22 protein-coding genes and 3 tRNA genes are annotated in these 25,098 nt (G+C 68.3%); 1 reads left to right on the forward strand and 24 read right to left on the reverse strand.

Going from position 1 to position 25,098, the window contains the following annotated elements:
* Window positions 1-115: 115 nt before the first annotated feature.
* The 21 genes from tuf to Asi03nite_RS18760 all read right to left on the reverse strand — a co-directional run bounded on the left by tuf (window position 116) and on the right by Asi03nite_RS18760 (window position 22,290).
* Window positions 116-1,309, reverse strand: a complete 1,194-nt coding sequence (gene tuf, locus Asi03nite_RS18660) for an elongation factor Tu (RefSeq protein WP_203681352.1) — start codon at window positions 1,307-1,309, stop codon at window positions 116-118.
* Window positions 1,310-1,427: 118 nt separating this feature from the next.
* Window positions 1,428-3,524 (reverse strand): elongation factor G, encoded by a 2,097-nt coding sequence (fusA, locus tag Asi03nite_RS18665; protein WP_373872138.1) that lies wholly within the window; start codon window positions 3,522-3,524, stop codon window positions 1,428-1,430.
* An 84-nt stretch (window positions 3,525-3,608) separates the two neighbouring features.
* On the reverse strand, window positions 3,609-4,079 hold the full coding sequence (gene rpsG, locus Asi03nite_RS18670) for a 30S ribosomal protein S7 (protein ID WP_043531103.1): 471 nt from the start codon (window positions 4,077-4,079) through the stop codon (window positions 3,609-3,611).
* A gap of 1 nt (window position 4,080) precedes the next feature.
* Entirely contained in the window at window positions 4,081-4,455 is a 375-nt protein-coding gene (gene rpsL / locus Asi03nite_RS18675) for a 30S ribosomal protein S12 (protein WP_007465318.1), read from the reverse strand.
* A gap of 425 nt (window positions 4,456-4,880) precedes the next feature.
* Entirely contained in the window at window positions 4,881-5,291 is a 411-nt protein-coding gene (locus Asi03nite_RS18680) for a hypothetical protein (RefSeq protein ID WP_307834017.1), read from the reverse strand.
* Between the two features lie 156 nt (window positions 5,292-5,447).
* Window positions 5,448-5,795 (reverse strand): hypothetical protein, encoded by a 348-nt coding sequence (locus Asi03nite_RS18685; RefSeq protein WP_203681356.1) that lies wholly within the window; start codon window positions 5,793-5,795, stop codon window positions 5,448-5,450.
* 132 nt (window positions 5,796-5,927) lie between these two features.
* Window positions 5,928-9,818 (reverse strand): DNA-directed RNA polymerase subunit beta', encoded by a 3,891-nt coding sequence (locus tag Asi03nite_RS18690; RefSeq protein ID WP_203681359.1) that lies wholly within the window; start codon window positions 9,816-9,818, stop codon window positions 5,928-5,930.
* Between the two features lie 87 nt (window positions 9,819-9,905).
* The gene (gene rpoB / locus Asi03nite_RS18695; RefSeq protein WP_203681360.1) at window positions 9,906-13,346 is read right to left on the reverse strand and encodes a DNA-directed RNA polymerase subunit beta; all 3,441 of its coding nucleotides are present in this window, start codon (window positions 13,344-13,346) and stop codon (window positions 9,906-9,908) included.
* A gap of 596 nt (window positions 13,347-13,942) precedes the next feature.
* Entirely contained in the window at window positions 13,943-14,329 is a 387-nt protein-coding gene (gene rplL, locus Asi03nite_RS18700; RefSeq protein ID WP_203681362.1) for a 50S ribosomal protein L7/L12, read from the reverse strand.
* Window positions 14,330-14,386: 57 nt separating this feature from the next.
* The gene (gene rplJ, locus Asi03nite_RS18705) at window positions 14,387-14,935 is read right to left on the reverse strand and encodes a 50S ribosomal protein L10 (RefSeq protein ID WP_203681364.1); all 549 of its coding nucleotides are present in this window, start codon (window positions 14,933-14,935) and stop codon (window positions 14,387-14,389) included.
* 762 nt (window positions 14,936-15,697) lie between these two features.
* Window positions 15,698-16,420 (reverse strand): 50S ribosomal protein L1, encoded by a 723-nt coding sequence (gene rplA / locus Asi03nite_RS18710; RefSeq protein ID WP_203681366.1) that lies wholly within the window; start codon window positions 16,418-16,420, stop codon window positions 15,698-15,700.
* Window positions 16,421-16,509: 89 nt separating this feature from the next.
* Entirely contained in the window at window positions 16,510-17,226 is a 717-nt protein-coding gene (gene nusG / locus Asi03nite_RS18715; RefSeq protein WP_203681368.1) for a transcription termination/antitermination protein NusG, read from the reverse strand.
* Window positions 17,227-17,270: 44 nt separating this feature from the next.
* Window positions 17,271-17,654, reverse strand: a complete 384-nt coding sequence (gene secE / locus Asi03nite_RS18720) for a preprotein translocase subunit SecE (protein WP_203681370.1) — start codon at window positions 17,652-17,654, stop codon at window positions 17,271-17,273.
* A 103-nt stretch (window positions 17,655-17,757) separates the two neighbouring features.
* A tRNA-Trp gene (locus tag Asi03nite_RS18725) sits at window positions 17,758-17,830 on the reverse strand.
* Between the two features lie 80 nt (window positions 17,831-17,910).
* A complete protein-coding gene (locus Asi03nite_RS18730) occupies window positions 17,911-18,306 on the reverse strand; it encodes a MaoC/PaaZ C-terminal domain-containing protein (RefSeq protein ID WP_203681372.1) in 396 nt (131 codons plus the stop codon).
* Between the two features lie 152 nt (window positions 18,307-18,458).
* Window positions 18,459-18,908, reverse strand: coding sequence for a MaoC family dehydratase N-terminal domain-containing protein (locus tag Asi03nite_RS18735; protein WP_203681374.1), 450 nt, complete (start codon window positions 18,906-18,908; stop codon window positions 18,459-18,461).
* 72 nt (window positions 18,909-18,980) lie between these two features.
* Complete coding sequence (gene rpmG / locus Asi03nite_RS18740; protein WP_014440704.1) at window positions 18,981-19,148, reverse strand: 50S ribosomal protein L33; 168 nt, start codon at window positions 19,146-19,148, stop codon at window positions 18,981-18,983.
* Window positions 19,149-19,255: 107 nt separating this feature from the next.
* A tRNA-Met gene (locus tag Asi03nite_RS18745) sits at window positions 19,256-19,328 on the reverse strand.
* Between the two features lie 47 nt (window positions 19,329-19,375).
* Window positions 19,376-19,448: transfer RNA gene (locus Asi03nite_RS18750), tRNA-Thr, on the reverse strand.
* 95 nt (window positions 19,449-19,543) lie between these two features.
* Window positions 19,544-22,093 (reverse strand): putative bifunctional diguanylate cyclase/phosphodiesterase, encoded by a 2,550-nt coding sequence (locus Asi03nite_RS18755; RefSeq protein ID WP_203681376.1) that lies wholly within the window; start codon window positions 22,091-22,093, stop codon window positions 19,544-19,546.
* Window positions 22,094-22,137: 44 nt separating this feature from the next.
* The gene (locus tag Asi03nite_RS18760; protein WP_203681378.1) at window positions 22,138-22,290 is read right to left on the reverse strand and encodes a hypothetical protein; all 153 of its coding nucleotides are present in this window, start codon (window positions 22,288-22,290) and stop codon (window positions 22,138-22,140) included.
* 259 nt (window positions 22,291-22,549) lie between these two features.
* Here Asi03nite_RS18760 and Asi03nite_RS18765 point away from each other — a divergent pair, with 259 nt between their 5' ends.
* Window positions 22,550-22,873: a hypothetical protein gene (locus Asi03nite_RS18765; protein WP_203681380.1), complete on the forward strand. Its 324-nt coding sequence runs from the start codon at window positions 22,550-22,552 to the stop codon at window positions 22,871-22,873.
* Between the two features lie 3 nt (window positions 22,874-22,876).
* On the opposite strand, the gene Asi03nite_RS18770 is transcribed toward Asi03nite_RS18765, so the two are convergent.
* The 3 genes from Asi03nite_RS18770 to Asi03nite_RS18780 form a co-directional block, all read right to left on the reverse strand.
* Entirely contained in the window at window positions 22,877-23,686 is an 810-nt protein-coding gene (locus tag Asi03nite_RS18770) for a sulfurtransferase (protein WP_203681382.1), read from the reverse strand.
* A gap of 65 nt (window positions 23,687-23,751) precedes the next feature.
* Window positions 23,752-24,384, reverse strand: coding sequence for a LysE family translocator (locus Asi03nite_RS18775; protein WP_239102769.1), 633 nt, complete (start codon window positions 24,382-24,384; stop codon window positions 23,752-23,754).
* A 129-nt stretch (window positions 24,385-24,513) separates the two neighbouring features.
* Window positions 24,514-24,807, reverse strand: coding sequence for a hypothetical protein (locus Asi03nite_RS18780; protein ID WP_203681384.1), 294 nt, complete (start codon window positions 24,805-24,807; stop codon window positions 24,514-24,516).
* Window positions 24,808-25,098: the final 291 nt, after the last annotated feature.

The raw sequence follows: 25,098 nt of genomic DNA on the forward strand, positions 1-25,098 counted from the left end.
CATGCAGCTATCCACCCCGCGCGGACGCAACCTGACTAGTATGCCGGATCGAACGCAGCATTGCTAATCGGGGTCACCAACAAGGGGTGCCCACCGCAGCGGGCACCCCTTGAAATCACTTGATGATCTTCGTGACCGTGCCGGCGCCGACGGTGCGGCCACCCTCACGGATCGCGAACTTCAGGCCCTGCTCCATGGCGATCGGCTGGATCAGCTTCACGGCCATCGAGGTGGAGTCGCCGGGCATGACCATCTCGGTGCCCTCGGGCAACGTGACGACGCCGGTGACGTCCGTGGTGCGGAAGTAGAACTGCGGCCGGTAGTTCTGGAAGAACGGGGTGTGCCGGCCACCCTCCTCCTTGGAGAGGATGTAGACCTGGCCCTCGAACTCCGTGTGCGGAGTCGTGGTGCCCGGCTTCACGACGACCATGCCGCGCTCGACGTCCTCGCGCTTGATGCCGCGCAGCAGCAGACCGACGTTCTCACCCGCGCGGGCCTCGTCGAGCAGCTTGCGGAACATCTCGATGCCGGTGCAAACGGTCTTGGTCGACTTCTCGCGGATACCGACGATCTCGACCTCCTCGTTCGGCTTGAGGATGCCGCGCTCGGCGCGACCGGTCACCACGGTGCCACGACCGGTGATCGTGAAGACGTCCTCGATCGGCATGAGGAACGGCTTCTCGGTCTCACGCTCGGGCTGCGGGATCGCGGTGTCGACCGCGTTCATCAGCTCCATGAGCCGGCCGGTCCACTCCGGGTCGCCCTCGAGCGCCTTGAGCGCCGACACGCGCACGACCGGCAGGTCGTCGCCCGGGAACTCGTAGGTGCTCAGCAGCTCGCGGACCTCGAGCTCGACGAGCTCCAGGAGCTCCTCGTCCTCGACCATGTCGCTCTTGTTCAGGGCGACGACGATGTACGGAACGCCGACCTGACGGGCCAGGAGGACGTGCTCCTTGGTCTGCGGCATCGGGCCGTCGGTGGCGGCCACGACCAGGATCGCGCCGTCCATCTGGGCGGCACCGGTGATCATGTTCTTGATGTAGTCGGCGTGGCCGGGGCAGTCCACGTGCGCGTAGTGGCGCGCCGCGGTCTGGTACTCGACGTGCGCGATGGAGATCGTGATGCCGCGGGCCTTCTCCTCCGGCGCCTTGTCGATCTCGTCGAACGGGGTGTACGGGTTCAGGTCGGGGAACTCGTCGTGCAGGACCTTGGTGATGGCCGCAGTCAGCGTCGTCTTACCGTGGTCGATGTGACCAATGGTGCCGATGTTGACGTGCGGCTTAGTCCGCTCGAACTTCGCCTTCGCCACTGGTGTCCTCCTGTGGACTGATCATTACTTTTCGCCCGGCACGCCGATAAGGCGCTCAGGACTCTGTCGACTGCTCGTGCACGTGCGGCCCTCGACGGGCCGCACGTGCCTCAACGCGTCAGGCGCCGGTGGCCTTAGCGATGATCTCCTTCGCCACGTTCGCGGGAACCTCGGCGTAGGAGTCGAACTGCATGCTGTAGCTGGCCCGGCCCGCAGTCTTCGACCGCAGGTCGCCGACGTAGCCGAACATCTCCGAGAGCGGCACCAGAGCCTTCACGACGCGGGCGCCGTGACGCTCCTCCATCGACTGGATCATGCCACGACGGGAGTTGAGGTCGCCGATCACGTCACCCATGTTGTCCTCAGGGGTGGTGACCTCGACGGACATCATCGGCTCCAGCAGCGCGGGGTCGGCCTTGCGAGCCGCCTCCTTCATCGCCATGGAGCCGGCGATCTTGAACGCCATCTCGGACGAGTCGACCTCGTGGTACTGACCGTCGAGCAGCGTGAACTTGACACCCACCAGCGGGTAGCCGGCGAGAACGCCGTACTGGAGGGAGTCCTGCGCGCCCGCGTCCACCGAGGGGATGAACTCCTTGGGGACACGACCGCCGGTGACCGCGTTGACGAACTCGTACGTCGGGCCGTCGGCGTCGAGCGGCAGCGGCTCGACCCGGACGATGACCTTCGCGTACTGGCCCGAGCCACCGGTCTGCTTCTTGTGCACGTAGTCGAGCTTGTCGACCGTGCCGCGAATGGTCTCGCGGTAGGCCACCTGCGGCTTGCCGATGTTGGCCTCGACGTTGAACTCGCGGCGCATCCGGTCCACGAGGATGTCGAGGTGCAGCTCGCCCATGCCGGCGATGATGGTCTGACCGGTCTCCTCGTCGTTGAAGACCCGGAACGTCGGGTCCTCCTCGGCGAGGCGCTGGATCGCGGTGCCCAGCTTCTCCTGGTCGGACTTGGTCTTCGGCTCGATGGCGACCTGGATGACCGGCTCCGGGAAGGTCATCGACTCCAGGATGACCGGGTTCGCCGGGTCGCAGAGCGTGTCACCGGTGGTGGTCTGCTTCAGACCCTGGACGGCGATGATGTCGCCGGCCTGCGCGGTGGTGCGCTCCTCACGCTTGTTCGCGTGCATCTGGTAGATCTTGCCGATCCGCTCCTTGCGGTCCTTGGTGGAGTTGACCACCTGAGAACCGGACTCGAGCGTGCCGGAGTAGACCCGGACGTAGGTCAGCTTGCCGAGGTGCTTGTCGGTCTGAATCTTGAAGGCCAGCGCCGAGAAGGGCTCGTCGTTCGACGGCTTGCGCAGCAGCGGGGTCTCACCGTCGGTCGCGGTGCCCTCGATCGCCGGGATGTCCAGCGGCGACGGCAGGTACTCGACGACGGCGTCCAGCATCGGCTGCACACCCTTGTTCTTGAAGGCCGAGCCGCAGAGCACCGGGTTGGCCTTGCTGGCGATCGTGGCACGCCGGATGGCGGCCTTGATCTCGTCCTCGGAGACCTCTTCGCCCTCGAGGTACTTCTCCATCACGGCGTCGTCGACGTCCGCGAGGGTCTCCACCAGCTTCTCGCGCCACTCGTTCGCGGAGTCGACCAGATCGGCCGGGATCTCCTCGATCGCGTAGTCCTCACCCTTCTGGGTCTCGCCACGCCAGGTGAGAGCGCGCATGCCGATCAGGTCGACGACGCCGATGTGGTCGCCCTCGAGCCCGATCGGGATCTGCAGCACCAGAGGAGTCGCGTTCAGCCGGTCGATCATCATCTGCACGCAGCGGAAGAAGTCGGCGCCGGTCCGGTCGAGCTTGTTGACGAAGCACATCCGGGGGACGTGGTACTTGTCCGCCTGCCGCCACACGTTCTCGGTCTGCGGCTCCACGCCGGCGACACCGTCGTAGACCGCGACCGCGCCGTCGAGCACCCGCAGCGACCGCTCGACCTCGACCGTGAAGTCGACGTGGCCGGGCGTGTCGATGATCTGGATCGTGTGACCCTTCCACTCGCACTTGGTGGCGGCGGAAGTGATGGTGATACCGCGTTCCTGCTCCTGCTCCATCCAGTCCATGACGGCGGCGCCCTCGTGGACCTCACCGATCTTGTACGTGATGCCGGTGTAGAACAGGATCCGCTCAGTCGTCGTGGTCTTACCAGCGTCGATGTGCGCCATGATGCCGATGTTGCGTACCTTGGCGAGCGCGTCTGCGGCGGCCACTTCCATCCCTACTTTTCTTCGTCGTCGTCTCGTGGACCGGTACGACTGCCACGGCCCGGCGGTGAGCCGGGCCTCAGCAGGGTCTTACCAGCGGTAGTGCGCGAAGGCCTTGTTGGACTCCGCCATCTTGTGGGTGTCCTCGCGACGCTTGACAGCGGCGCCGAGGCCGTTGCTGGCGTCCAGCAGCTCGTTCTGCAGCCGCTCGATCATGGTCTTCTCCCGGCGGGCCTTGGAGTACTGCACCAGCCAGCGGAGACCGAGGGTGGTCTGGCGCGGCGTGCGCACCTCGACCGGGACCTGGTAGGTCGCGCCACCGACACGGCGGCTGCGGACCTCGAGGGTCGGCTTGACGTTGTCCATCGCGCGCTTGAGGATGACCACCGGGTCGGTGCCACTCTTCTCGCGGGCGCCCTCGAGGGCGCCGTACACGATGCGCTCGGCGAGCTGACGCTTGCCGCCGATCAGGATCTTGTTCACCAGCTGGGTCACCAGCGGCGAGTTGTACACCGGGTCAGCGACCACCGGGTGACGCGGAGCGGGGCCCTTACGCGGCATGTCAGCTCTTCTCCTTCTTCGCGCCGTAACGGCTGCGCGCCTGCTTGCGGTTGCGGACACCCTGGGTGTCGAGCGAACCGCGGACGATCTTGTAGCGGACGCCCGGGAGGTCCTTCACACGGCCGCCACGCACGAGCACGATGGAGTGCTCCTGCAGGTTGTGGCCAACGCCCGGGATGTACGCCGTGACCTCGATCTGGCTGCTCAGCTTCACGCGAGCGACCTTGCGCAGCGCCGAGTTCGGCTTCTTGGGGGTCGTGGTGTACACACGCGTGCACACGCCGCGCCGCTGAGGGCTTCCCTTCAGAGCCGGCGTCTTCGTCTTGGTCGTCTTCGCCTGGCGGCCCTTGCGGACCAGCTGCTGGATCGTGGGCACCGGGTTTCTCCGCTCCCTTCGGCCGCTTCCTGTTTACGGCCGCACCGTATTTTTCTGCCTCTGTGCGCGGAGCCCTCCCCGAGGGGGAGTGTCCCGCACCCGCGGTCGGGCGTGTCGTCCGGCTCACGGTCCCTTCGCGCGTGGTCGACCCACGCGTTCCAGGTCTTGTCTTTGTCGGGCCAGGATCGTGCAACGAACCCTGCCCGTCGTGCCGCTATCCCCGTCGTACCTTCCGAATCGGGTGCACGCACGAGTTGCCCGGGCGAGCCCGGGCACGAGGGGAAAGAGTACCCACCCTAAGCACCCAGGTCAAAATGAACAGCACTAATTGACCCGGGCTCCCACGATGGACATCTCCGTATACCAGTGTACCGGGTGCCCCGCCGTGCCAACGCCGCGGTGCCGGATCCACGCGGCGGGCACCGTTATGAACTCTGTAACACCAATCCGAGCAACAACGCCAGGAGCGATATTCCGGCGCCGGCGCCCCCGCACGCGAAGCCGGCGATCGCCAGCCCGTGCCCGGTGAACCGGACCCGGCCGGGCTCGCCGGAGCGCCGGATCTGCCGCAGCGCGAGCGTCGCGGCAACCGCCGCTCCCCCACCGGCCAGGACGCTGAGCAGCGTGAATGCGCCGGCCACCCACGCTCCGGCGCCGCCGAAGCCGAAGCAGACGACGATGATCGACACCAGGATCGCGCCGATGCCGGCGATCAGGGAGCCGATCGCCAGGCCCGACGTGATCGGCACGACACGGAGCTGGACCAGGCCGAAGCCGGTGCCGCTCACCACGTCCACCCGCTCGGGCTCCCAGCCGCTCACCGGCTGCTGGGGCACCGGGGGGCCGTAGGGCGGCGGACCATACGGCGGAGGAGGCGGCGGCTGCATCATGTTCAGAAGCATGTCACCCGGACGAGCCGCCGCGCAGCCCGGCCGGCGTGCCGTGGCGCCGCCGGCGACCGGGCGCGAGGTCCGGCCGGAAGGCCGCGGAGGTCAGTCGGTACCGGGCGCGAAGTCCGGCCCGACGGGCGACGCGGCCAGGTGCAGCAGGCCGGCGATCAGGGCGACCACCAGCGCGGTCAGGGCCAGCACGAGGCCGGTCCAGGCGAGCTTGCGGCCGCGGCGGATCCACGCGCCACCGGTCAGGTAGCCACCGGCCGCGAACGCCTCCCGGGAGGTCTGCCGGGCCAGCAGCAGCGCGACGGTGGCCGGGATCACCCCACCCACCAGTGGGCCGGTCAGCAGGCCCACCAGGCCCAGCACGAAGACCGCCCGGGCCTTCGTCGAGGGCGCCGGCTCCGGGTCCAGCGGGTGACGGGCGGGGGCAACGGGAACGGTCACCCGTCCATCTTAGGAACGCCGCAGGGGCAGCCGCGCGATGCGCGACCACCCCTGCGGATCAAACTCTCTTCAGCTGTACGACACCAGCGGTACGACCCGCCGGCGGCACGGCCCCGTAACGGTACGGCCTCGTCAGCGGTACGAACCGAAGTCGAAGTCGTCCAGCGGAACCGCCTGGCCACTGGCCGGCCCGAAGCCGTAGTCGGTCTCCGGGTACCCGGTCATCGAGTACACCTTGGCCTTGGCCTCCTCGGTCGGCTCGACCCGGATGTTGCGGTACTTCGAGATACCGGTACCGGCCGGGATGAGCTTACCGATGATGACGTTCTCCTTGAGGCCCACCAGCGAGTCGCTGCGCGAGTTGATCGCAGCGTCGGTGAGCACCCGGGTGGTCTCCTGGAAGGAGGCCGCCGAGAGCCAGGAGTCGGTCGCCAGCGAGGCCTTGGTGATACCCATCAGCACCGGACGGCCGGCGGCGGGCTCGCCACCCTCGCCCACGAGCCGGCGGTTCTCCGACTCGAAGAGCGCCCGGTCGACCAGCACACCCGGCAGGAACTCGGTCGCGCCGGAGTCGATGACCGTCACCCGCTTGAGCATCTGGCGGATGATGATCTCGATGTGCTTGTCGTGGATGAGCACACCCTGCGAGCGGTAGACCTCCTGGACCTCACTGGTCAGGTGGACCTGGACCGCGCGCGGGCCCATGATGCGCAGCAGCTCGTGCGGGTCGATGGTGCCCTCGGTGAGCTTCTCGCCGACCTGCACGTGGTCGCCGTCGTGTGCCCGCAGCTTGACGCGCTTGGAGATCTTGTCGTAGACGATCTCCTCGCTGCCGTCGTCCGGGATCACGACGATCTTGCGCGACCGCTCGCCGTCCTCGATCCGGATACGGCCGGGGGTGTCGGCGATCGGCGCCTTGCCCTTCGGCACGCGGGCCTCGAAGATCTCCTGCACACGCGGCAGACCCTGGGTGATGTCCTCACCCGCGACACCACCGGTGTGGAAGGTACGCATCGTCAGCTGGGTACCCGGCTCACCGATCGACTGGGCGGCGATGATGCCGACCGCCTCGCCGATGTCGACCGACTTGCCGGTCGGCAGCGAACGGCCGTAGCAGGCCGCGCAGACGCCCAGCTTCGACTCGCAGGTCAGCACGCTGCGCACCCGGACGTTCTCCACGCCCGCGGCGACCAGCTTGTCGACCAGGATCGAGTTGAGGTCGGTGCCCCGGGCGACGACCAGGTTGCCGTTCTCGTCGGTGATGTCGTCGGCCAGCGTGCGGGCGTGCGCGCCGGTCTCCGAGTGGGTGTGCACGACCAGCGTGCCGTCCGGCTCGCGCTCGCCGACCGCCATCGGGATGGCACGGTCGGTGCCGCAGTCCTCCTCGCGGATGATGACGTCCTGCGAGACGTCCACCAGACGCCGGGTCAGGTAACCCGAGTCGGCGGTACGCAGCGCGGTGTCGGCCAGACCCTTGCGGGCGCCGTGGGTGGAGATGAAGTACTCCAGCACGGTCAGGCCCTCGCGGTACGACGAGGTGATCGGCCGCGGGATGATCTCACCCTTGGGGTTGGCCACCAGACCACGGATCGCGGCGATCTGCCGGAGCTGGAGCAGGTTACCGCGTGCGCCGGAGTTGATCATGACCCAGAGCGGGTTCTCCTGCGGCAGCGCGGTCTCCATCTCCTTGGAGATCTCGTTGGTCGCCTTGGTCCAGATCTCGATGAGCTCGCCGCGACGCTCCTCGGCGGTCATCAGACCACGCTGGTACTGCTTGTCGATGCGGTCCGCCTCGACCTGGTAGCGAGCCAGGATCTCCGGCTTGCGCGGGGGACCGATGACGTCGCCCATGCCGATCGTCACACCGGACCAGGTGGCCCAGTGGAAGCCGGCCTCCTTGAGCGCGTCCAGGGTGGCGGCCAGCGCCACCTTGGGGAAACGCTCGGCGAGGTCGTTGACGATCGCCGACAGCTGACCCTTGCGGATCTCGTAGTTCACGAAGCGGTAGCCCGGGGGCAGCGTCTCGTTGAAGATGACCCGGCCGAGCGTGGTCTCGACGAGCAGCGGCTCGCCCTCGACCCACTCCTCCGGAGCCACCCAGGCGGCCTGCTTCGCGCCGTTGTCCACGCCGATCACGTCGTGCAGACGGATCTTCACCGGCGCCTGCAGGTGCAGCTCGCCGTTGTCGTACGCCATCCGGGCCTCGGCGTCCGAGCTGAACACCCGGCCCTCGCCCTTGGCGCCCGGCGTCAGGTGCGTCAGGTGGTACAGACCGATGATCATGTCCTGGGTGGGCATGGTCACCGGCTTGCCGTCGGCCGGCTTGAGGATGTTGTTCGACGAGAGCATCAGGATCCGGGCCTCGGCCTGCGCCTCGGCCGACAGCGGCACGTGCACCGCCATCTGGTCACCGTCGAAGTCCGCGTTGAACGCGGTGCAGACGAGCGGGTGGATCTGGATCGCCTTGCCCTCGACCAGCTGCGGCTCGAAGGCCTGGATGCCCAGGCGGTGCAGGGTCGGAGCACGGTTCAGCAGCACCGGGTGCTCGCTGATGACCTCCTCCAGCACGTCCCACACGACCGGCCGCTGACGCTCGACCATCCGCTTGGCGGACTTGATGTTCTGCGCGTGGTTGAGGTCCACCAGGCGCTTCATCACGAACGGCTTGAACAGCTCCAGCGCCATCTGCTTGGGCAGACCGCACTGGTGCAGCTTGAGCCGCGGGCCGACGACGATGACCGAACGGCCGGAGTAGTCGACGCGCTTGCCGAGCAGGTTCTGCCGGAACCGGCCCTGCTTGCCCTTGAGCATGTCGGAGAGCGACTTCAGCGGGCGGTTGCCCGGCCCGGTGACCGGCCGGCCGCGGCGGCCGTTGTCGAACAGCGCGTCGACGGCCTCCTGCAGCATCCGCTTCTCGTTGTTGACGATGATCTCCGGCGCGCCCAGGTCGATCAGGCGCTTGAGCCGGTTGTTCCGGTTGATGACCCGGCGGTACAGGTCGTTCAGGTCGGAGGTGGCGAACCGGCCACCGTCGAGCTGCACCATCGGGCGCAGGTCCGGCGGGATCACCGGAACGCAGTCGAGCACCATGCCGAGCGGCGAGTTGCGGGTGTTCAGGAACGCCGCGACGACCTTCAGCCGCTTGAGCGCCCGGATCTTCCGCTGGCCCTTGCCGGTGCGGATGATCTCCCGCAGGTTCTCCGCCTCGGCGTCCAGGTCCATGTTCTCGAGCAGGGCCTTGATCGCCTCGGCGCCCATGCCGCCGGTGAAGTACTCACCGAAGCGGTCGCGCAGCTCGCGGTAGAGCAGCTCGTCGGTGACCAGCTGCTTGGCGTCGAGCTTGCGGAAGGTGTCGAGCACCTCGTCCAGGCGGTCGATCTCGCGCTGCGCCTTGTCCCGGATCTGGCGCATCTCGCGCTCGCCGGCTTCCTTGACCTTGCGGCGCACGTCCGCCTTGGCGCCCTCGGCCTCGAGCTCGGCGAGGTCCTGCTCCAGCTTGGCGGCACGCTTCTCGATCTCCGAGTCGCGGCCGTTCTCCGACTGCCGCTTCTCCGCGAAGATCTCGTTCTCGATGGTGGACATGTCGCGGTGACGCGACTCGGCGTCCACGCTGGTGACCACGTACGAGGCGAAGTAGATGATCTTCTCGAGATCCTTCGGCGCCAGGTCGAGCAGGTAGCCCAAGCGGCTCGGCACACCCTTGAAGTACCAGATGTGCGTGACCGAGGCGGCCAGCTCGATGTGACCCATGCGCTCACGCCGGACCTTGGACCGGGTCACCTCGACGCCGCAGCGCTCGCAGATGATGCCCTTGAACCGGACGCGCTTGTACTTACCGCAGTAGCACTCCCAGTCCCGCTGCGGGCCGAAGATCTTCTCGCAGAAGAGTCCGTCCTTCTCCGGCTTGAGGGTGCGGTAGTTGATCGTCTCGGGCTTCTTGACCTCGCCGTGCGACCACTGCCGGATGTCGTCAGCAGTAGCCAGGCCGATGCGCAACTCGTCGAAGAAGTTGACGTCGAGCACTTGGACTATCCCTCGTGTTTCGTTGCTCGGGTGAATTCAAGGCCGGCGGGGGCGGCCCCGGTCGAAAGTGACCGGGGCCGCTCTCCGTCAGATCTCTTCGACGCTGCTGACGCCCTCGTTCGGGCGCCGGGACAGGTCGATGCCGAGTTCCTCCGCGGCCCGGAAGACCTCGTCGTCGGTCTCGCGCATCTCCAGGGCCACACCGTCGCTGGAGAGCACCTCAACGTTCAGGCACAGCGACTGGAGCTCCTTGAGAAGCACCTTGAACGACTCCGGGATTCCCGGCTCCGGGATGTTCTCGCCCTTGACGATGGCCTCGTACACCTTCACGCGGCCGAGAACGTCGTCGGACTTGATGGTCAGCAGCTCCTGCAGCGCGTAGGCCGCGCCGTAGGCCTGCATCGCCCAGCACTCCATCTCGCCGAACCGCTGGCCACCGAACTGGGCCTTACCACCGAGCGGCTGCTGCGTGATCATCGAGTACGGACCGGTCGACCGCGCGTGGATCTTGTCGTCGACCAGGTGGTTCAGCTTGAGGATGTAGACGTAACCGACCGAGATCGGGTCCGGCAGCGGCTCACCGGAGCGGCCGTCGAACAGCTGCGCCTTGCCGTCGCCGTTGACCAGCCGCTTGCCGTCCCGGTTCACCAGGGTCGACTCGAGCAGGCCCTTGATCTCCTCCTCCTGGGCACCGTCGAAGACCGGGGTCGCGACGTTGCTGTCGGCAGGGGACTCGTGCGCATCGATCGAGCGGAGCTGGCGCTTCCACTCCTCGTCGTCGCCCTCGACCGACCAGCCGGTCTTGGCGATCCACCCGAGGTGGGTCTCCAGGACCTGGCCGATGTTCATACGCGAGGGCACACCGAGCGGGTTGAGCACGATGTCGACAGGAGTGCCGTCCTCGAGGAACGGCATGTCCTCGACCGGCAGGATCTTGGAGATGACGCCCTTGTTGCCGTGGCGGCCGGCGAGCTTGTCACCGTCCTGGATCTTCCGCTTCTGCGCGACATAGACCCGGACCAGCTCGTTGACACCCGGGGGCAGCTCGTCGCCGTCCTCGCGGGAGAACGTGCGGACACCGATCACGGTGCCGGTCTCGCCGTGCGGAACCTTCAGCGAGGTGTCCCGGACCTCCCGGGCCTTCTCACCGAAGATCGCGCGCAGCAGCCGCTCCTCCGGGGTCAGCTCGGTCTCGCCCTTGGGCGTGACCTTGCCGACCAGGATGTCGCCGGGCACGACCTCGGCGCCGATCCGGATGATGCCGCGCTCGTCCAGGTCCGCCAGCATCTCCTCGCTGACGTTCGGGATGTCGCGGGTGATCTCCTCCGGGCCGAGCTTGGTGTCCCGGGCGTCGACCTCGTGCTCCTCGATGTGGATCGAGGTGAGCACGTCCTGCTGCACGAGGCGCTGCGACAGGATGATCGCGTCCTCGTAGTTGTGGCCCTCCCAGCACATGAACGCGACCAGGAGGTTGCGGCCCAGGGCCATCTCCCCCTCGTCGGTGCACGGGCCGTCGGCGATGACCTGGCCGGCCTCGACGCGGTCACCCTCGAAGACCACCGGCTTCTGGTTGACGCAGGAGCCGGCGTTCGAGCGGCGGAACTTGTGCAGCAGGTAGGTCCGGCGGTGGCCGTCGTCCTGGTGCACCGTCACGTAGTCGGCGCACAGGTCCTCGACCACACCGGCGACCTCGGCGACGACCACGTCACCGGCGTCGACCGCGGCGCGGTACTCCATGCCGGTGCCGACCAGCGGCGCCTCGGCCTTGACCAGCGGCACGGCCTGACGCTGCATGTTCGCGCCCATGAGGGCCCGGTTGGCATCGTCGTGCTCGAGGAACGGGATCATCGCGGTGGCGACCGAGGTCATCTGCCGCGGCGACACGTCCATGTAGTCGACCTCCGTGCCGGGCACGTAGTCGACCTCACCGCCCTTCCGGCGGACCAGGACGCGGGCCTCGGCGAACGTGTTGTCGCTGGCGAGCGGCGCGTTCGCCTGGGCCTTGATGAAGCGGTCCTCCTCGTCAGCCGTGAGGTAGTGCACCTCGTCGGTGACGACACCGTTCTCCACCTTGCGGTAGGGCGTCTCGATGAAGCCGAACGGGTTGACCCGCGCGAACGTCGACAGCGCGCCGATCAGGCCGATGTTCGGGCCCTCGGGCGTCTCGATCGGGCACATCCGGCCGTAGTGCGACGGGTGCACGTCACGGACCTCGAAGCCGGCCCGCTCACGGCTCAGACCGCCGGGGCCGAGCGCGCTCAGCCGGCGCCGGTGGGTCAGGCCCGCCAGCGGGTTGGTCTGGTCCATGAACTGCGACAGCTGCGACGTGCCGAAGAACTCCTTGATCGCCGCCACCACCGGGCGGATGTTGATCAGGGTCTGCGGCGTGATCGCCTCGACGTCCTGGGTCGTCATCCGCTCCCGGACGACGCGCTCCATCCGGGACAGGCCCACCCGGACCTGGTTCTGGATGAGCTCGCCGACGGTGCGCAGGCGACGGTTGCCGAAGTGGTCGATGTCGTCGGCCTCGTAGCCCTCCTCACCGGCGTGCAGCCGGCAGAGGTACTCCACGGTCTTGACGATGTCTTCCTCGGTCAGCGTGCCCCGGACGATCGGGACGTCGATGTCGAGCTTCTTGTTGAACTTGTACCGGCCGACCTTGGCGACGTCGTACCGCTTCGGGTTGAAGAAGAGGTTGTCGAGCAGGGTCTGCGCGTTCTCCCGGGTGGGGGGCTCACCGGGACGCAGCTTGCGGTAGATGTCGAGCAGGGCCTCGTCCTGCCCGGCGATGTGGTCCTTCTCCAGCGTCGTCATGAGCAGCTCGGACCAGCCGAAGCGCTCCCGGATCTGGTCGGCGGACCAGCCGATCGCCTTCAGCAGGACGGTGACGGCCTGGCGGCGCTTGCGGTCGATGCGGACACCGACGGTGTCGCGCTTGTCGATGTCGAACTCCAGCCAGGCACCCCGGCTCGGGATGACCTTGACGCTGGTGAGGTCGCGGTCGGAGGTCTTGTCCGGCTCCTTGGTGAAGTACACGCCCGGCGAGCGGACGAGCTGGCTCACCACGACCCGCTCGGTGCCGTTGATGACGAACGTCCCCTTGGGGGTCATCATCGGGAAGTCACCCATGAACACGGTCTGGCTCTTGATCTCGCCAGTGGTGTTGTTGGTGAACTCCGCGGTCACGAACAGCGGGGCACAGTAGGTCAGGTCCTTCTCCTTGCACTCCTCGATCGAGGCCTTGACCTCGTCGAATCGCGGAGCCGAGAAGGACAGCGACATGGTGCCGGAGAAGTCCTCAATGGGACTGATCTCTTCGAGGATCTCTGCGAGGCCCGAGTGGGCGTGCGGGTCGTCCGTCGTCCGGGCCTGCCAAGCCTCGTTGCCGACCAGCCAGTCGAACGAATCCGTCTGGAGGGCGAGGAGGTTGGGGACCTCTAGCTGCTCGGTGATCCGGCCGAAAGAGACCCGGCGGGGTGCGTAAGCGCTCGACGTACGGCTGGTCTTCGCAGGGCGGGAAGCTGCCAAGATGCGTCCTTCCGAGGACCGGTGCTGCTATGCGGCTGAGTTGCTGGTGCAACTGGTCTGCGTGCACTCCAAAAGACACCCGTCGAGATCCACAGACGTGGATGCAGCAACAGGCGTCAAGACAGAAGGCAGCGCAAACTAGCAGTGTAGCCGCTCGGCTAACCGCTGTCCAGCCCACACCCGAGGTGGCCTGCGGAACGTGTCCCCGACGCCGCTGACCTGTGCATTCATGGTCAGTGCCGTGGCCGGGGCCGCTCTGGAGACGCGGGCAACGCTTCCTCGGGTGCCGACCGTGGTTGGGTCAACCGGTTACCCACGGGGCGGCTGTCGCAAGCGCGGAAACTTGCTGCCATCAGCGTGCCTGTAAGGGGACACACAGTCAAGGGCTGTGCCGCGGGTCGGACCGGCCCGGTCGTCCGGCCGGCGCACCAAAGGGACCCTACTGCATGAAAAACAGGGTTTGACGGACTTTGTCGCACTGGTGCTGACCTGCTCGAACCCGTGTCCTTGACCAGGGTGGACAGGGGCACGAACGCCGATGGCGGAGACCCGGTCCGGATCTCCGCCATCGAAGGAAAACGCTGAGGAGCGTTAGATCACTTGAGGGTGACCTTGGCGCCCTCGGCCTCGAGCTTCGCCTTGGCGGCGTCGGCCTTCTCCTTGTTGACGCCCTCGAGGATCGCCTTCGGCGCGCCCTCGACGGTGTCCTTGGCCTCCTTCAGGCCCAGGCCGGTCAGCTCACGCACGACCTTGATGACCTGGATCTTCTTGCCGCCGTCGCTCTCCAGAACGACGTCGAACGAGTCCTTCTCGGCCTCGGGCTCGGCGGCGCCGCCACCGGCAGCCGGGCCGGCCGCGATCGCGACCGGAGCCGCGGCGGTGACCTCGAAGGTGGTCTCGAACTGCTTCACGAACTCGGAGAGCTCGATCAGCGTCATCTCCTTGAACGCGTCGAGCAGCTCTTCGGTGCTGAGCTTCGCCATGTCAGGCAACCTTTCCTAGCAACTGATGTAAAACGTGCGTGGGTACCGCGGGGCCGCTCAGGCGGCCTCGGCGGAACCTTCCTTCTCGCGCTTCTCCTGCAGGGCCGCCGAGAGACGCGCCACCTGCGACAGCGGGGCCTGGAACAGCCCGGCCGCCTTGGTGAGGTTGCCCTTCATGGCGCCGGCCAGCTTGGCCAGCAGAACCTCACGGGACTCGAGGTCGGCAAGCTTGTTGACCTCGTCCGCCGTGAGCGCCTTGCCCTCGAAGACACCGCCCTTGATGACGAGAGCGGGGTTGGCCTTGGCGAAGGCACGGATGCCCTTGGCCGCCTCGACCACGTCACCGCTCACGAAGGCGAGCGCGGTAGGACCGGTGAACAGCGCGTCGAGGCCCTCGATGCCGGCGTCGCCCGCGGCACGCTTCGCGAGCGTGTTCTTGGCGACGGCGTACTTGGCCTGCTGGCCCAGCGCCCGCCGCAGCTCGGTGAGCTGCTTGACGGTGAGGCCGCGGTATTCGGTCAACACGGTGGCCGTCGAGTCACGGAAACTCTCCGTCAGCTCGGCGACGGCCGTGGCCTTGTCGGCCCGGACCGGCTTGTCCGCCATGTCCCTCCTCTCCTCAGTGCTCGTGCCACTGGTCGAGAGGGTCCGAACAAGCAAAACGCCCCGGCGCAGGGCACGGGGCGGATCCCGGCACACGCGCGGGGCGCACACCGACACATCACGAACCGTTCTCCCTGCGCAGGTCGCCCGCTCGTTGCGGGACCTTCGGCCGCGGCGTCCGTCGTGACGACGGTTGCTGCGGCGACCAGCGGTCTATGGGTGGAACTTCGATTAGCGAGCGTACGCGGCCGGACCCGGAAAAACCAAATCGCCTTCCCGGTACGCCCCCGCGGGCCCCGCCCGGCCACCTCTCCCGCGACGTCCGCCCCAGCCGCCGGCTGGTCGTCATGGGTGTCTGAGGGCCTCCGGGACACCCATGACGACCGGCCGGCGGCTGGGGAGCGGGCCAGGCGCGGGACCGGCGTAGGCGGCCAGGGTCGCCGCCGACCACGCCAAGGACCAGGCGGCCAGCCAGGTCGGGGCGCCCACCGGCGGGGTGGCGCCGCGGTCGGGGGCGGGGGCGGGGGCGGTGGCCATCATCGGTAGGACCAGCCACGGGGCGACCGGGACTGGTCAGGCCGAGCACGCGCCCGGCCGCTCGCGGCAGGACCGGGGCCACGCCCGCCTTCCGCGCCGCGCCCCGGGACGGAGCGCGCCGGGCGTACCCGCGACCAGACCCCGTCAGAGACGCACGGCCGCATGGGTTCCACGAAAAAGCCCCCGGGGATGTCCCCGGGGGCTTTCGTCGCGTCAGCGATCAGGCGATCAGGCCTGGCCGGCCTCGCTGCCACGCAGGTTCTTCTGCGCGTTCGGGTCGACCGGGACGCCCGGGCCGGTGGTGGTGCTGAAGGTGACCTTCTTCAGGTACTTGCCCTTGGCCGCGGACGGCTTGGCCCGCAGCACCTCGTCGAGCACGGCGGCGTAGTTGTCCACCAGCTGCTCGGCGGTGAAGGACGCCTTGCCGATGATCATGTGCAGGTTCGAGTGCTTGTCCACCCGGAAGGTGATCTTGCCGCCCTTGATCTCGTTGACGGCCTTGGTCACGTCCATGGTGACGGTGCCGGTCTTCGGGTTCGGCATGAGGCCACGCGGGCCGAGGATCCGGGCGATGCGACCGATCTTGGCCATCTGGTCCGGCGTCGCGATCGCCGCGTCGAACTCCAGCCAGCCACCCTGGATCCGGGCGACGAGCTCGTCCGAACCGACCTCGTCGGCGCCGGCCGCGACGGCCTCCTCCGCCTTCGCGCCCTGGGCGAAGACGATGACGCGGGCGGTCTTGCCGGTACCGTGCGGCAGGTTGACCGTGCCCCGGACCATCTGGTCCGCCTTGCGCGGGTCGACACCGAGGCGCATCGCGACCTCGACCGTGGCGTCGAACTTCTTCGAGCTGGTGTCCTTGGCGAGGGCGATCGCGTCCTTCGGCTCGTAGAGCTTGTCGGTGTCGATCTTCTCGGCCGCGGCCCGGTAGACCTTGCTGCGCTGTGCCATCTCTCGATACTCCTGTGGTTGTTGGCGGGGCCGCTCCGTCGCGCTCGCGCGCGCGGCCCCTCCCACTGAAACCGCCGGGACTCCGGCGATCAGATCTTGGTGACCTGGTTGAAGTTCAGCTCGACCGGGGTCTCCCGGCCGAAGATCGACACCAGGACCTTCAGCTTCTGCTGGTCGGCGTTGATCTCGCTGATCGACGCCGGCAGCGAGGCGAACGCGCCGTCGGTCACCGTGACCGAGTCGCCCACCTCGAAGTCCAGGACCTTGACCTCGGGCTTCGCCTTCTTCTCCTCGGCCTGGACGGCCGGGGCCAGCCACTTGAGCACCTCGTCGAGCGAGAGCGGGGCCGGCCGGTCGACCCGGTCGGTGGCACCCACGAAGCCGGTCACGCCCGGCGTGTTGCGCACGCACGAGTACGACTCGGGGGTCAGGTCCATCCGGACCAGGATGTATCCGGGGAAGACCTTGGCCTGCACCTGGTTGCGCTTGCCGTTCTTGACCTCGACCTCTTCACGGGTCGGCACCTCGACCTGGAAGATGAAGTCCTCCATGTCCAGGCTCGTGATCCGGGTCTCGAGGTTGGTCTTGACCTTGTTCTCGTAGCCGGCGTAGGAGTGCACCACATACCAGTCGCCGGGCGCGTACCGCAGCTTCTGCCGCAGCTCCTTGACCGGGTCGTAGTCCTCGTCGACCTCGGGCGCCCGAACTTCCACCGGCGTCTCGTCGGCCTCCCCGGCCGACTCGTCGGCGACCAGCGACGACTGCTCGTCAGCAAACTGCGCGGTCTCGTCGTCGTACTCAGGCACGCTCGCTCACTTCCAGATAAGTCACTCGGTTCGGGATCAAAGGGCTACGACTTGCCGCCGAGCGCGTAGAGGATGCCCTTACCGAACCCGTAGTCCAGCACCGCCACGATCGCCGTCATCACCGTGACGAACGCGATCACGACGCCGGTGTAGGTCAGCAGCTCCTTGCGCGTCGGCCAGATGACCTTGCGGAGCTCGCTGACGACCTCGCGGAAGAACCCGCCGATCCGCCCGAAGAAGCCGGTGCGCTTGCGCTCCTTCTTCGCCTTCGGGGTCTCGTCGTCCTTCGTACGCTCGGCGACCGCAGTCCCGCCACCACGGCTCACCGGGGCGTCAGCGGCCTCATCGGTGTCGTCACCGTCGGCGGCGTCGGCGAGCAGCTCGTCGTCGCCCGGGACGTCGTCACCGGGCCGGTCCTTGTCGGCCACTTCGCCCTACTTCCGTCGTCGGTGGTGTTGGGTTCCCGTCAGCACTCGACCGATGCGGACTGTGCGAACCGCGCACCGGGCGGGCACGTCGAGGAGGATTGCGCAGGGGTGACAGGACTTGAACCTGCAGCCTGCGGTTTTGGAGACCGCTGCTCTGCCAATTGAGCTACACCCCTTCGTGAGACCGTCGTCTTTCGAGTCACAGCCCCACGGCGCACCAGTGTACGGGTATGCCCGTGGTTATCCCAACCCGGGCCTACCGCTTACCGACAAGCGCCTGTGCCAGAGACAGTACCTTGTCTCCGTTGCATGTGGCAGTCAGGGCGAGCCTGGTGTCCCCGTCCTCGGTGACCTCCTTCACCGTGGCCGTGACGACGACCTCGGTGCCCTCGTCGGTGTCCGGGACCGGGACGGGCCGGCTGAACCGCACGAAGAACTCCTTCACCGTGTCACCCGTGCCGGCCCACGCGGTGACCGCGCGGCCGACCAGGGCCATGGTGAACATGCCGTGGGCGATCACCCCGGGCAGGCCGACGCCGGTGGCGACGCGCTCGCTCCAGTGGATCGGGTTGAAGTCGCCGGAGGCGCCGGCGTAACGGACCAGATCGGCCCGGGTGACCCGGAAGGTCTGCGGCTGCAAGGCGTCACTCATCGGTCTGCGTCTCCCTCGTCATGGCCTTCCGGCCCTCGCCGGCCGGGCTGTCGCCTGGTGCCGCCGGCCGCGGCCCGGTGCGGGCGGTCATGAAACCTGGACCGGTTCCGGCCAGGACGCCTCGATCGGCTCCTCGGCCTCGGCGCGGGCGATCATGACCCCTCACCGCGCTGGACCAGCTTCGACCACGCCGTCACGATCGGCTCGCCGGCCTCGGTGCGGACCTCGGTGCGGATCGTGATGAACCAGTGGCCGCCCCGGGTGGTGATCTCGTCCACCGTGTTCACGCAGACCACCTCGTCGCCGGCCACCAGCGGCCGGGTGTAGGCGAACCTCTGCTCGCCGTGCACCACGCGGGTGTAGTCCAGGCCGAGCGCCGGGTCGTTCACCACCTGGCGGTTGGCCGACATCGTGATGGTCACCGGGAAGGTGGGCGGGGCCACCACGTCCGGGTAGCCGAGCGCCCGGGCGGCCTCGGGGTCGTGATACTCCGCCTCGGTGGCGCCGATCGCGCGGGCGAACTCACGGATCTTCTCCCGGCCGACGAGGTAGGTGTCGGTGGGCGGCCAGGTGCGGCCGGCAAACGTCTGATCCAGGGGCATACCCCACAAACTACAATGCGCCGCCCGGAGTAACTCCGGGCGGCGCAGAGAGACTTTCGGGGCTGCGAGGCCTCAGCGGGTCTCGCGGTGCAGGGTGTGCTTCCCGTCGCGCGGGCAGAATTTCTTCAGCTCGATGCGGTCGGGGTCGTTGCGCCGGTTCTTCTTGGTGATGTAGTTCCGGTCCTTGCACTCCGTGCACGCCAGGGTGATCTTCGGACGTACGTCGGTCGCCTTGGCCACGGCGGGGTGCCTTCCTGCTAACGGGATCTAACTTGACGACGAACCAGCGTATACGCTCGGTCGATCGCTCTGCAAAGTGGGCCTCGGATTTGAGGCCCCACCAGAAGTAGCGGTGGCCGGACTTGAACCGGCGACACAGCGATTATGAGCCGCTTGCTCTGCCATCTGAGCTACACCGCCGAGCCAGGCTCACATCCATCGCCAGCCCGGCGGGACGAACCCGGTAGAGCCCCCTTACGGAATCGAACCGTAGACCTTCTCCTTACCATGGAGACGCTCTGCCGACTGAGCTAAGGGGGCTTGCCGCTTGCGATCTCTCGCTCGCTGCAGAAGTAAGACTACACGGCCCGGTCCGAGGGGTGAAATCGGCACCCCCGACGTCACAAAACCGCAGGTCAGATAACTGCCCGGAGCCTGCGGACCTCGCCGGTGGGAGTGGACTCCGGCTCGGTCTGCGCGCTCAGCCACGCCTCCAGCCGCTCGACCGGCAGCGGCCGGCTGAACAGATACCCCTGGCCGATCTCGCAGCCCATCTCCTCGAGCAGCTCCAGGGTGAGCTCGCTCTCCACACCCTCGGCGACCACGGTGAGACCGAACTCGCGGGCCAGGCTCACGATCGCCCGGACGATCGCCAGATCCCCCGAGTCGGTCGCCATGCCCTGCACGAACGTGTCGTCGATCTTCACCTCGTGCACCGGCCACTGCCGCAGGTAGCCCAGCGAGGAGGCGCCGGTGCCGAAGTCGTCGACGCTCAGCCGGACACCGAGGTCACGCAGCCGGTAGAGAGTGGGCAGGACCCGTTCGATGTCGTTGAGCATGCCCGGCTCGGAGATCTCGAAGGTGACCTGGCAGGGCTCCACCCGGTGCTGCTCCAGCAACTCCTGGACCAGGTCCGGGAAGCGGGAGTCGAGCAGGGTGCGGGCGGAGAGGTTCACCGCGATGGAGAGCGGCCGTCCGGCGTCCGCCCAGGCCCGGCAGTGCCGCAGGCCGGCGGTGAGCACCACCTCGGTGAGCCGGGCCAGCTGGCCGGTGTGCTCGGCGACCGCCACGAAGTCCTCCGGGGCGACCTCGCCGTGCGCCGGGTGCACCCAGCGGGCCAGGCACTCCAGGCCCAGCACGTGCCGGTCGGCCAGCGTGACCTTGGGCTGGAAGTAGACCTCCAACTGGTCGTTGTCGATCGCGCAGCGCAGGTCGGCGGCGATGCCCAGGCGGCGGACCGCGCGGGACTCCAGCGCCGGGTGGAAGGGCTGCACGCCGTACGGCAGGACCTTGGCCGCGTTGGCGGCCAGCTCGGCACGCTGCAGCAGGGTCTCCGGATCGCTGCCGTGGTCGGGGTGAACCGAGACACCGACGGCGGTGTCCACGTCCAGGGTGAGCGAGCCGACCGCCATCGGGCCGCGCAACCGCTCGCGCATCTGGGTGGCCAGCTCGACGGTCGCCTCGATGCCCTCGGTGCGCAGGGTGACCATGAACTCGTCGCCGCCGACCCGGCCGACCAGCGCGCCCGGCCCGGCGATGCCGCGCAGCCGCTCGGCCACCTCGGCGAGCAGCTTGTCGCCGGCCGCGTGGCCCATCGACTCGTTGACGTTGCGCTGGCCGTCGACGTCGAAGAGCAGCACCGCGACGACCTCGTCCTCGACCCGGACCTGCACCGACTCGGCCAGCGCGTCGATCATGCGGCGGCGGTTCGGCAAGGCGGTCAGCCGATCGTGGTACGCGTCGTAGCGCAGCCGGTCGACCAGCCGCGAGTTCTCCACCGCCACCGCGACGTGCGCCGCGACCGTCTCCAGGACCTGCACGTCGCCGTCGCGGAAGAAGCGGTTGTCGCCGAGCCGGTTGACCACCTCCAGGGTCCCCACCGTGGCCTGGCCCGACCGCAGCGGGATCAGCACGACGTCCTTCACCCGGGCGGCGCGAAGCTGGGCGGCGAACTGCCCGGTCCCGCCGAACCGGGGGCCGACCGCGACCGGGCGGTGCTCCTTGAGCACCAGCTCGCGGACCTCCGCCGGCACCGGCGACACGTCCAGCAGGCCCTTGTTGTCGACCTGGGCGCTGAGCAGCACTTCCGGATATCGGCCCTGAGGCGCCAGCCAGAGCGTCGCGTACTCCGCGCGCATCAGCGCGCGGACGCGGCCGAGCAGCACGTCGGGCAAGGCGTTGTCGGAGCTCTCCTGCTGGACCGCCTGGGTCAGCTCGTAGACGTCGGCGAGGGTCCGGTGCTGGCGGAAGAAGTCGGCGTACGACCGGAAGACCAGGATCAGCGCGGCGACCAGGATCACCAGCAGCAACGCCGACCACGGGCTGGCCTCCAGGGCGACCAGGAAGAGCAGACCGGCCGCGGCGTTGGTGGCCGCGATGGCCAGCCCGGACCAGCTGGCCCGGATCACGTCCTGCCCGGCGCGCAGACCGTTCACCACGCTCATCACGCCGGCCAGGCCCATCAGGGAGACCATCTGGTTGACCGCGATCGCCGCGCAGAGAACGCCCCAGGTGCCCGGACCCGCGTCGTGCGTGGCGGCGAAGGCGTCGTGCGCGCCACCGAAGGCCACGATCACCAGCAGCGAGGCGCAGACGCTGGCCGCGGCCTTGGCGACGTTGAACCACAGTTTGACAGGCGTGAAGTTGGACCAGACCTGCGTGAAGAGCAGGCCGCCCGTGACGGCGAGGATCATCATCACGGGCGACAGGTAGTACAGGCCCAGAACCAGCGGGACCTCGGTCACGCTGAATTCGAACGTGCTCCGCCGGACGACGATGTTGAAGGCGGCACGCTGAGTGACGATGTTGAGGCCGAGGATGAGCAGGCCGCCCAACCAGTCCTCATACCAATGCGGGTCCTCGACCCAGAAGAAGGCGGCACAAGCGAGCGAGAACAGCCCCATGGGGCCCGTGATGAGCCACGCATAGTCCGCCGCACCCTGTCGCGGTCGCGAACGGCCGACCATTGCGCTCCCTCGTCAGCGGGCGGCGGGCTGCCCCGCTCGTCTTGTCAGTTCCAGATCCAGTCCTGGGTCTGGTAAACGACGGCCGAAGTGTCCGTGTTGGTGGCATCTCCGGCACCAGCTGCCGCACCGATTCCTCCGAAGGCGGCGGCCAGCACGAAAACCAAGCTCGCGAGGCGGCTCAGCTTTCTTGAGAACATGTCCCGCTCCTCTGTTGGGGAAAGGTTGCGCTAAAGGGTTCCCTGATCGTGCCACACCGATTGTGCGACAGGGAGTGTTCGACGGCGGGTCGGCGCGACGCTCCGACGAATCCTGGCCGAACGGCTGAGGCGTGGGGGACTGTCCACGCTGAAGGATTGACGGCTTTATAGGCGATTTAAGTGGAGAAGTGAGGTCAATTCGTCTTACCACGTCAAGGTATATTGACGTCAAGCTGTCCTGACGAAAGGCTGGTTCCCCATGACGACGCCTGACGACCTGGAACGGCAGCACACGCTCACCACGGCTACGCGGCGTTACGACGACCTGCGGATGCGCGACGCGCTCGCCGCGATGAACCCGGACGACCACGGCAACGCCCTCTCCCCCGCGGAGAACCTGGAGATGCTGGCGCTCAGCGAAGTGGTGATCCGCAAGGCCGGCTACGGCCGGCAGGCCATGGTGCGGTCGGCCCGCGCGGCCGGCGCCTCGTGGGCCCAGATCGGGGCCGCGCTCGGCACCAGCAAGCAGGCCGCCTGGGAGGCGCACCAGCGCTGGCTCGACGACCAGGCCGGACCGGAATGAACCTCAGGCGCCGGTCGCGGCCGGACGGTCGGTATGGCTGTACTGCGACCACGAACCCGGATAGAGCCGGCCGGCGCCGAGACCGGCGTGCTCCATCGCGATCAGGTTGTGGCAGGCGGTCACACCCGAACCGCAGTACGAGATGACGTCCGCGCCCTCGGTCGCGCCCACCGCGGCGAACCGCTCCCGCAGCTCGGCGACCGGCAGGAAACGGCCGTCCGCCGTCACGTTGTCCCGGCAGGGCAGGTTGCGGGCGCCCGGGATGTGCCCGGCACGCGGGTCGACCGGCTCGGTGTCGCCGCGGAACCGGGGCGCGTCCCGGGCGTCGAGCACCACGTGACCGCCCTCGGCCGTCTCGGTGAGCGTGGCGAGCCGGCCGGCCGGCCAGGGGCGCGGGGTGAAGACCGCCGGCGGCGGGACCGGGACGCCGGTGGTGAGCTCACCGTCGTACACCAGTAATCCCCCGTCGAGCAGAGCGGCCTCGCGCCCGGCGGCGCGCAGCAACCAGATCAATCTCGCGGCGATGACGCCGCCGGCGTCGTCGTAGGCCACCACTGTCGTCGCGTCCCCGACGCCGGCGGCGGACATCGCCGCGGCGAACACCTCCGGATCCGGCAGCGGATGCCGGCCCTCGGCCGGCGACGCCGGGCCGGCCAGCGCGGTGTCCAGGTCGATGAAGACCGCGCCGGGCAGATGACCCTTCTCGTACGCGGCGCGGCCGGACCGCCCGTCGAGGTACCACCGGACGTCGGCCAGGAGAACCTCGCCGGCGTGGGCGCACAGCCAGTCCAGGTCCACCACGGGGTCGATCATCTTGCCGCCTCTCCCATCGCTTGCCTTACTTATCGGCCTGGTCCCGCCTGTCGGCCCCGTCGCCTTCACTCGCTGGAGAGGCCGAGGCGGACGCCGAAGCCGATCAGGACCGCGCCGGTCCCGGCGTCGACGGTACGCCGCACCGCCCGCCGGGCAAGGAACCCGCGCGCGGCCTGCGCGCCGGAAATGATCAGCGAGAACCAGAGCAGCGCCTCCAGGTCGTGCACCAGGGCGAGCAGCAGACCCACGCCGAGCGGGGACTCCCCGGCCGGGATGAACTGTGGAAGAACCGCCACGTAGAACGCGCCGACCTTGGGATTGAGCAGATTGGTGAACAGGCCCTTGCCGAAGGTGCTCAACCAGGTGGGCTCGGCGGTCACGGTGATCTCCGGGTTGCGGCCGTCCTTCCGCAGAGCCGAGACGATCATCCGTACGCCGAGATAGACCATGTACGCCGCGCCGGCCACCCGCACCGCGGTGTAGGCGACGGTCGACGCCGTGAGCAGGGCCGACACGCCGACAGCGGCGGCCGCGCCCCAGATCAGCGCGCCCGTGTTCACGCCCAGGGCGGTGGCGAAGGCGGCGCGGCGGCCCATGGTCACCGCGGAGCGCAGGACCAGGGCGGTGTCCAGGCCCGGGGTGATGGTCAGGAGGGCGCCCAGCAGGGCGAAAGAGACGACGGCGTGAGTCAGGTCCATACGCTGTTATTAGCCGGTGGGGCGTACTTCAGACCAGAGTGTCCTTGGCCTCACGCCGCACACCATCATCGATCTCACGCCAGTACGGGTCGGCTCGCTCCTGTCGACCTCACGCCTTGCGGGTCGACCTCACGCCTTGCGGGTCGGCCCCCGACCACCCCGCGGCCGGAACCGGACCAGGGCCACACCGACCAGGAACACCGCGACCAGTGCGGCGACCTGCCCCGCCAGCAGACCCGGCAGGTGCAGCCCGCCCACGTAGATCAGCAGGGCCAGCCCGAAGAGCAGGTGGTAGTACCCGGCGTCCCGCATCGACCGGAAGGAGCGGGCGATCAGGGCCGGCGCACGGCCCAGGACCAGCATGCGCACGCCGAAGACGAAGAGCGCGAGACCCAGCACGCCGCCCAGCACCTCGGAACTCATCGCCCCAGTGTGCGACCGGCCCAGGCGGCGTTCAGCCAGTTGTCGGTAATTCGTGTCCTGCGAGGCGCAGCGCCTCAAGCTGCGGTTCCGTGATCCTCGGACCCGTCCGGGCCGTCGCTGGGCCGGCGGAGGTCGGCTCACCTTCAGCTACGAGTTCGCCTCCACGGCAAGGGCGGGGGCACGTTGATGGCCATCGGACCCTCGTCTACTCGTTGAGACGACAACTTGACTTGTCAATACGATAAAGGAAGTTCGCGAGGGAACAGCGCCGACAGACAGCTACCCGACCCG

Source organism: Actinoplanes siamensis (assembly GCF_016862395.1).
Lineage (GTDB): Bacteria > Actinomycetota > Actinomycetes > Mycobacteriales > Micromonosporaceae > Actinoplanes > Actinoplanes siamensis.

Excerpts from the sequence above, each read along its gene's own strand:
- rpsG (WP_043531103.1), bottom strand. The coding sequence starts at position 4,079 with ATGCCGCGTAAGGGCCCCGCTCCGCGTCACCCGGTGGTCGCTGACCCG.
- rplL (WP_203681362.1), bottom strand. The coding sequence starts at position 14,329 with ATGGCGAAGCTCAGCACCGAAGAGCTGCTCGACGCGTTCAAGGAGATG.
- rplJ (WP_203681364.1), bottom strand. The coding sequence starts at position 14,935 with ATGGCGGACAAGCCGGTCCGGGCCGACAAGGCCACGGCCGTCGCCGAG.
- rplA (WP_203681366.1), bottom strand. The coding sequence starts at position 16,420 with ATGGCACAGCGCAGCAAGGTCTACCGGGCCGCGGCCGAGAAGATCGAC.
- Asi03nite_RS18730 (WP_203681372.1), bottom strand. The coding sequence starts at position 18,306 with ATGAGTGACGCCTTGCAGCCGCAGACCTTCCGGGTCACCCGGGCCGAT.
- Asi03nite_RS18735 (WP_203681374.1), bottom strand. The coding sequence starts at position 18,908 with ATGCCCCTGGATCAGACGTTTGCCGGCCGCACCTGGCCGCCCACCGAC.
- Asi03nite_RS18755 (WP_203681376.1), bottom strand. The coding sequence starts at position 22,093 with ATGGTCGGCCGTTCGCGACCGCGACAGGGTGCGGCGGACTATGCGTGG.
- Asi03nite_RS18760 (WP_203681378.1), bottom strand. The coding sequence starts at position 22,290 with ATGTTCTCAAGAAAGCTGAGCCGCCTCGCGAGCTTGGTTTTCGTGCTG.
- Asi03nite_RS18765 (WP_203681380.1), top strand. The coding sequence starts at position 22,550 with ATGACGACGCCTGACGACCTGGAACGGCAGCACACGCTCACCACGGCT.
- Asi03nite_RS18770 (WP_203681382.1), bottom strand. The coding sequence starts at position 23,686 with ATGATCGACCCCGTGGTGGACCTGGACTGGCTGTGCGCCCACGCCGGC.
- Asi03nite_RS18775 (WP_239102769.1), bottom strand. The coding sequence starts at position 24,384 with ATGGACCTGACTCACGCCGTCGTCTCTTTCGCCCTGCTGGGCGCCCTC.
- Asi03nite_RS18780 (WP_203681384.1), bottom strand. The coding sequence starts at position 24,807 with ATGAGTTCCGAGGTGCTGGGCGGCGTGCTGGGTCTCGCGCTCTTCGTC.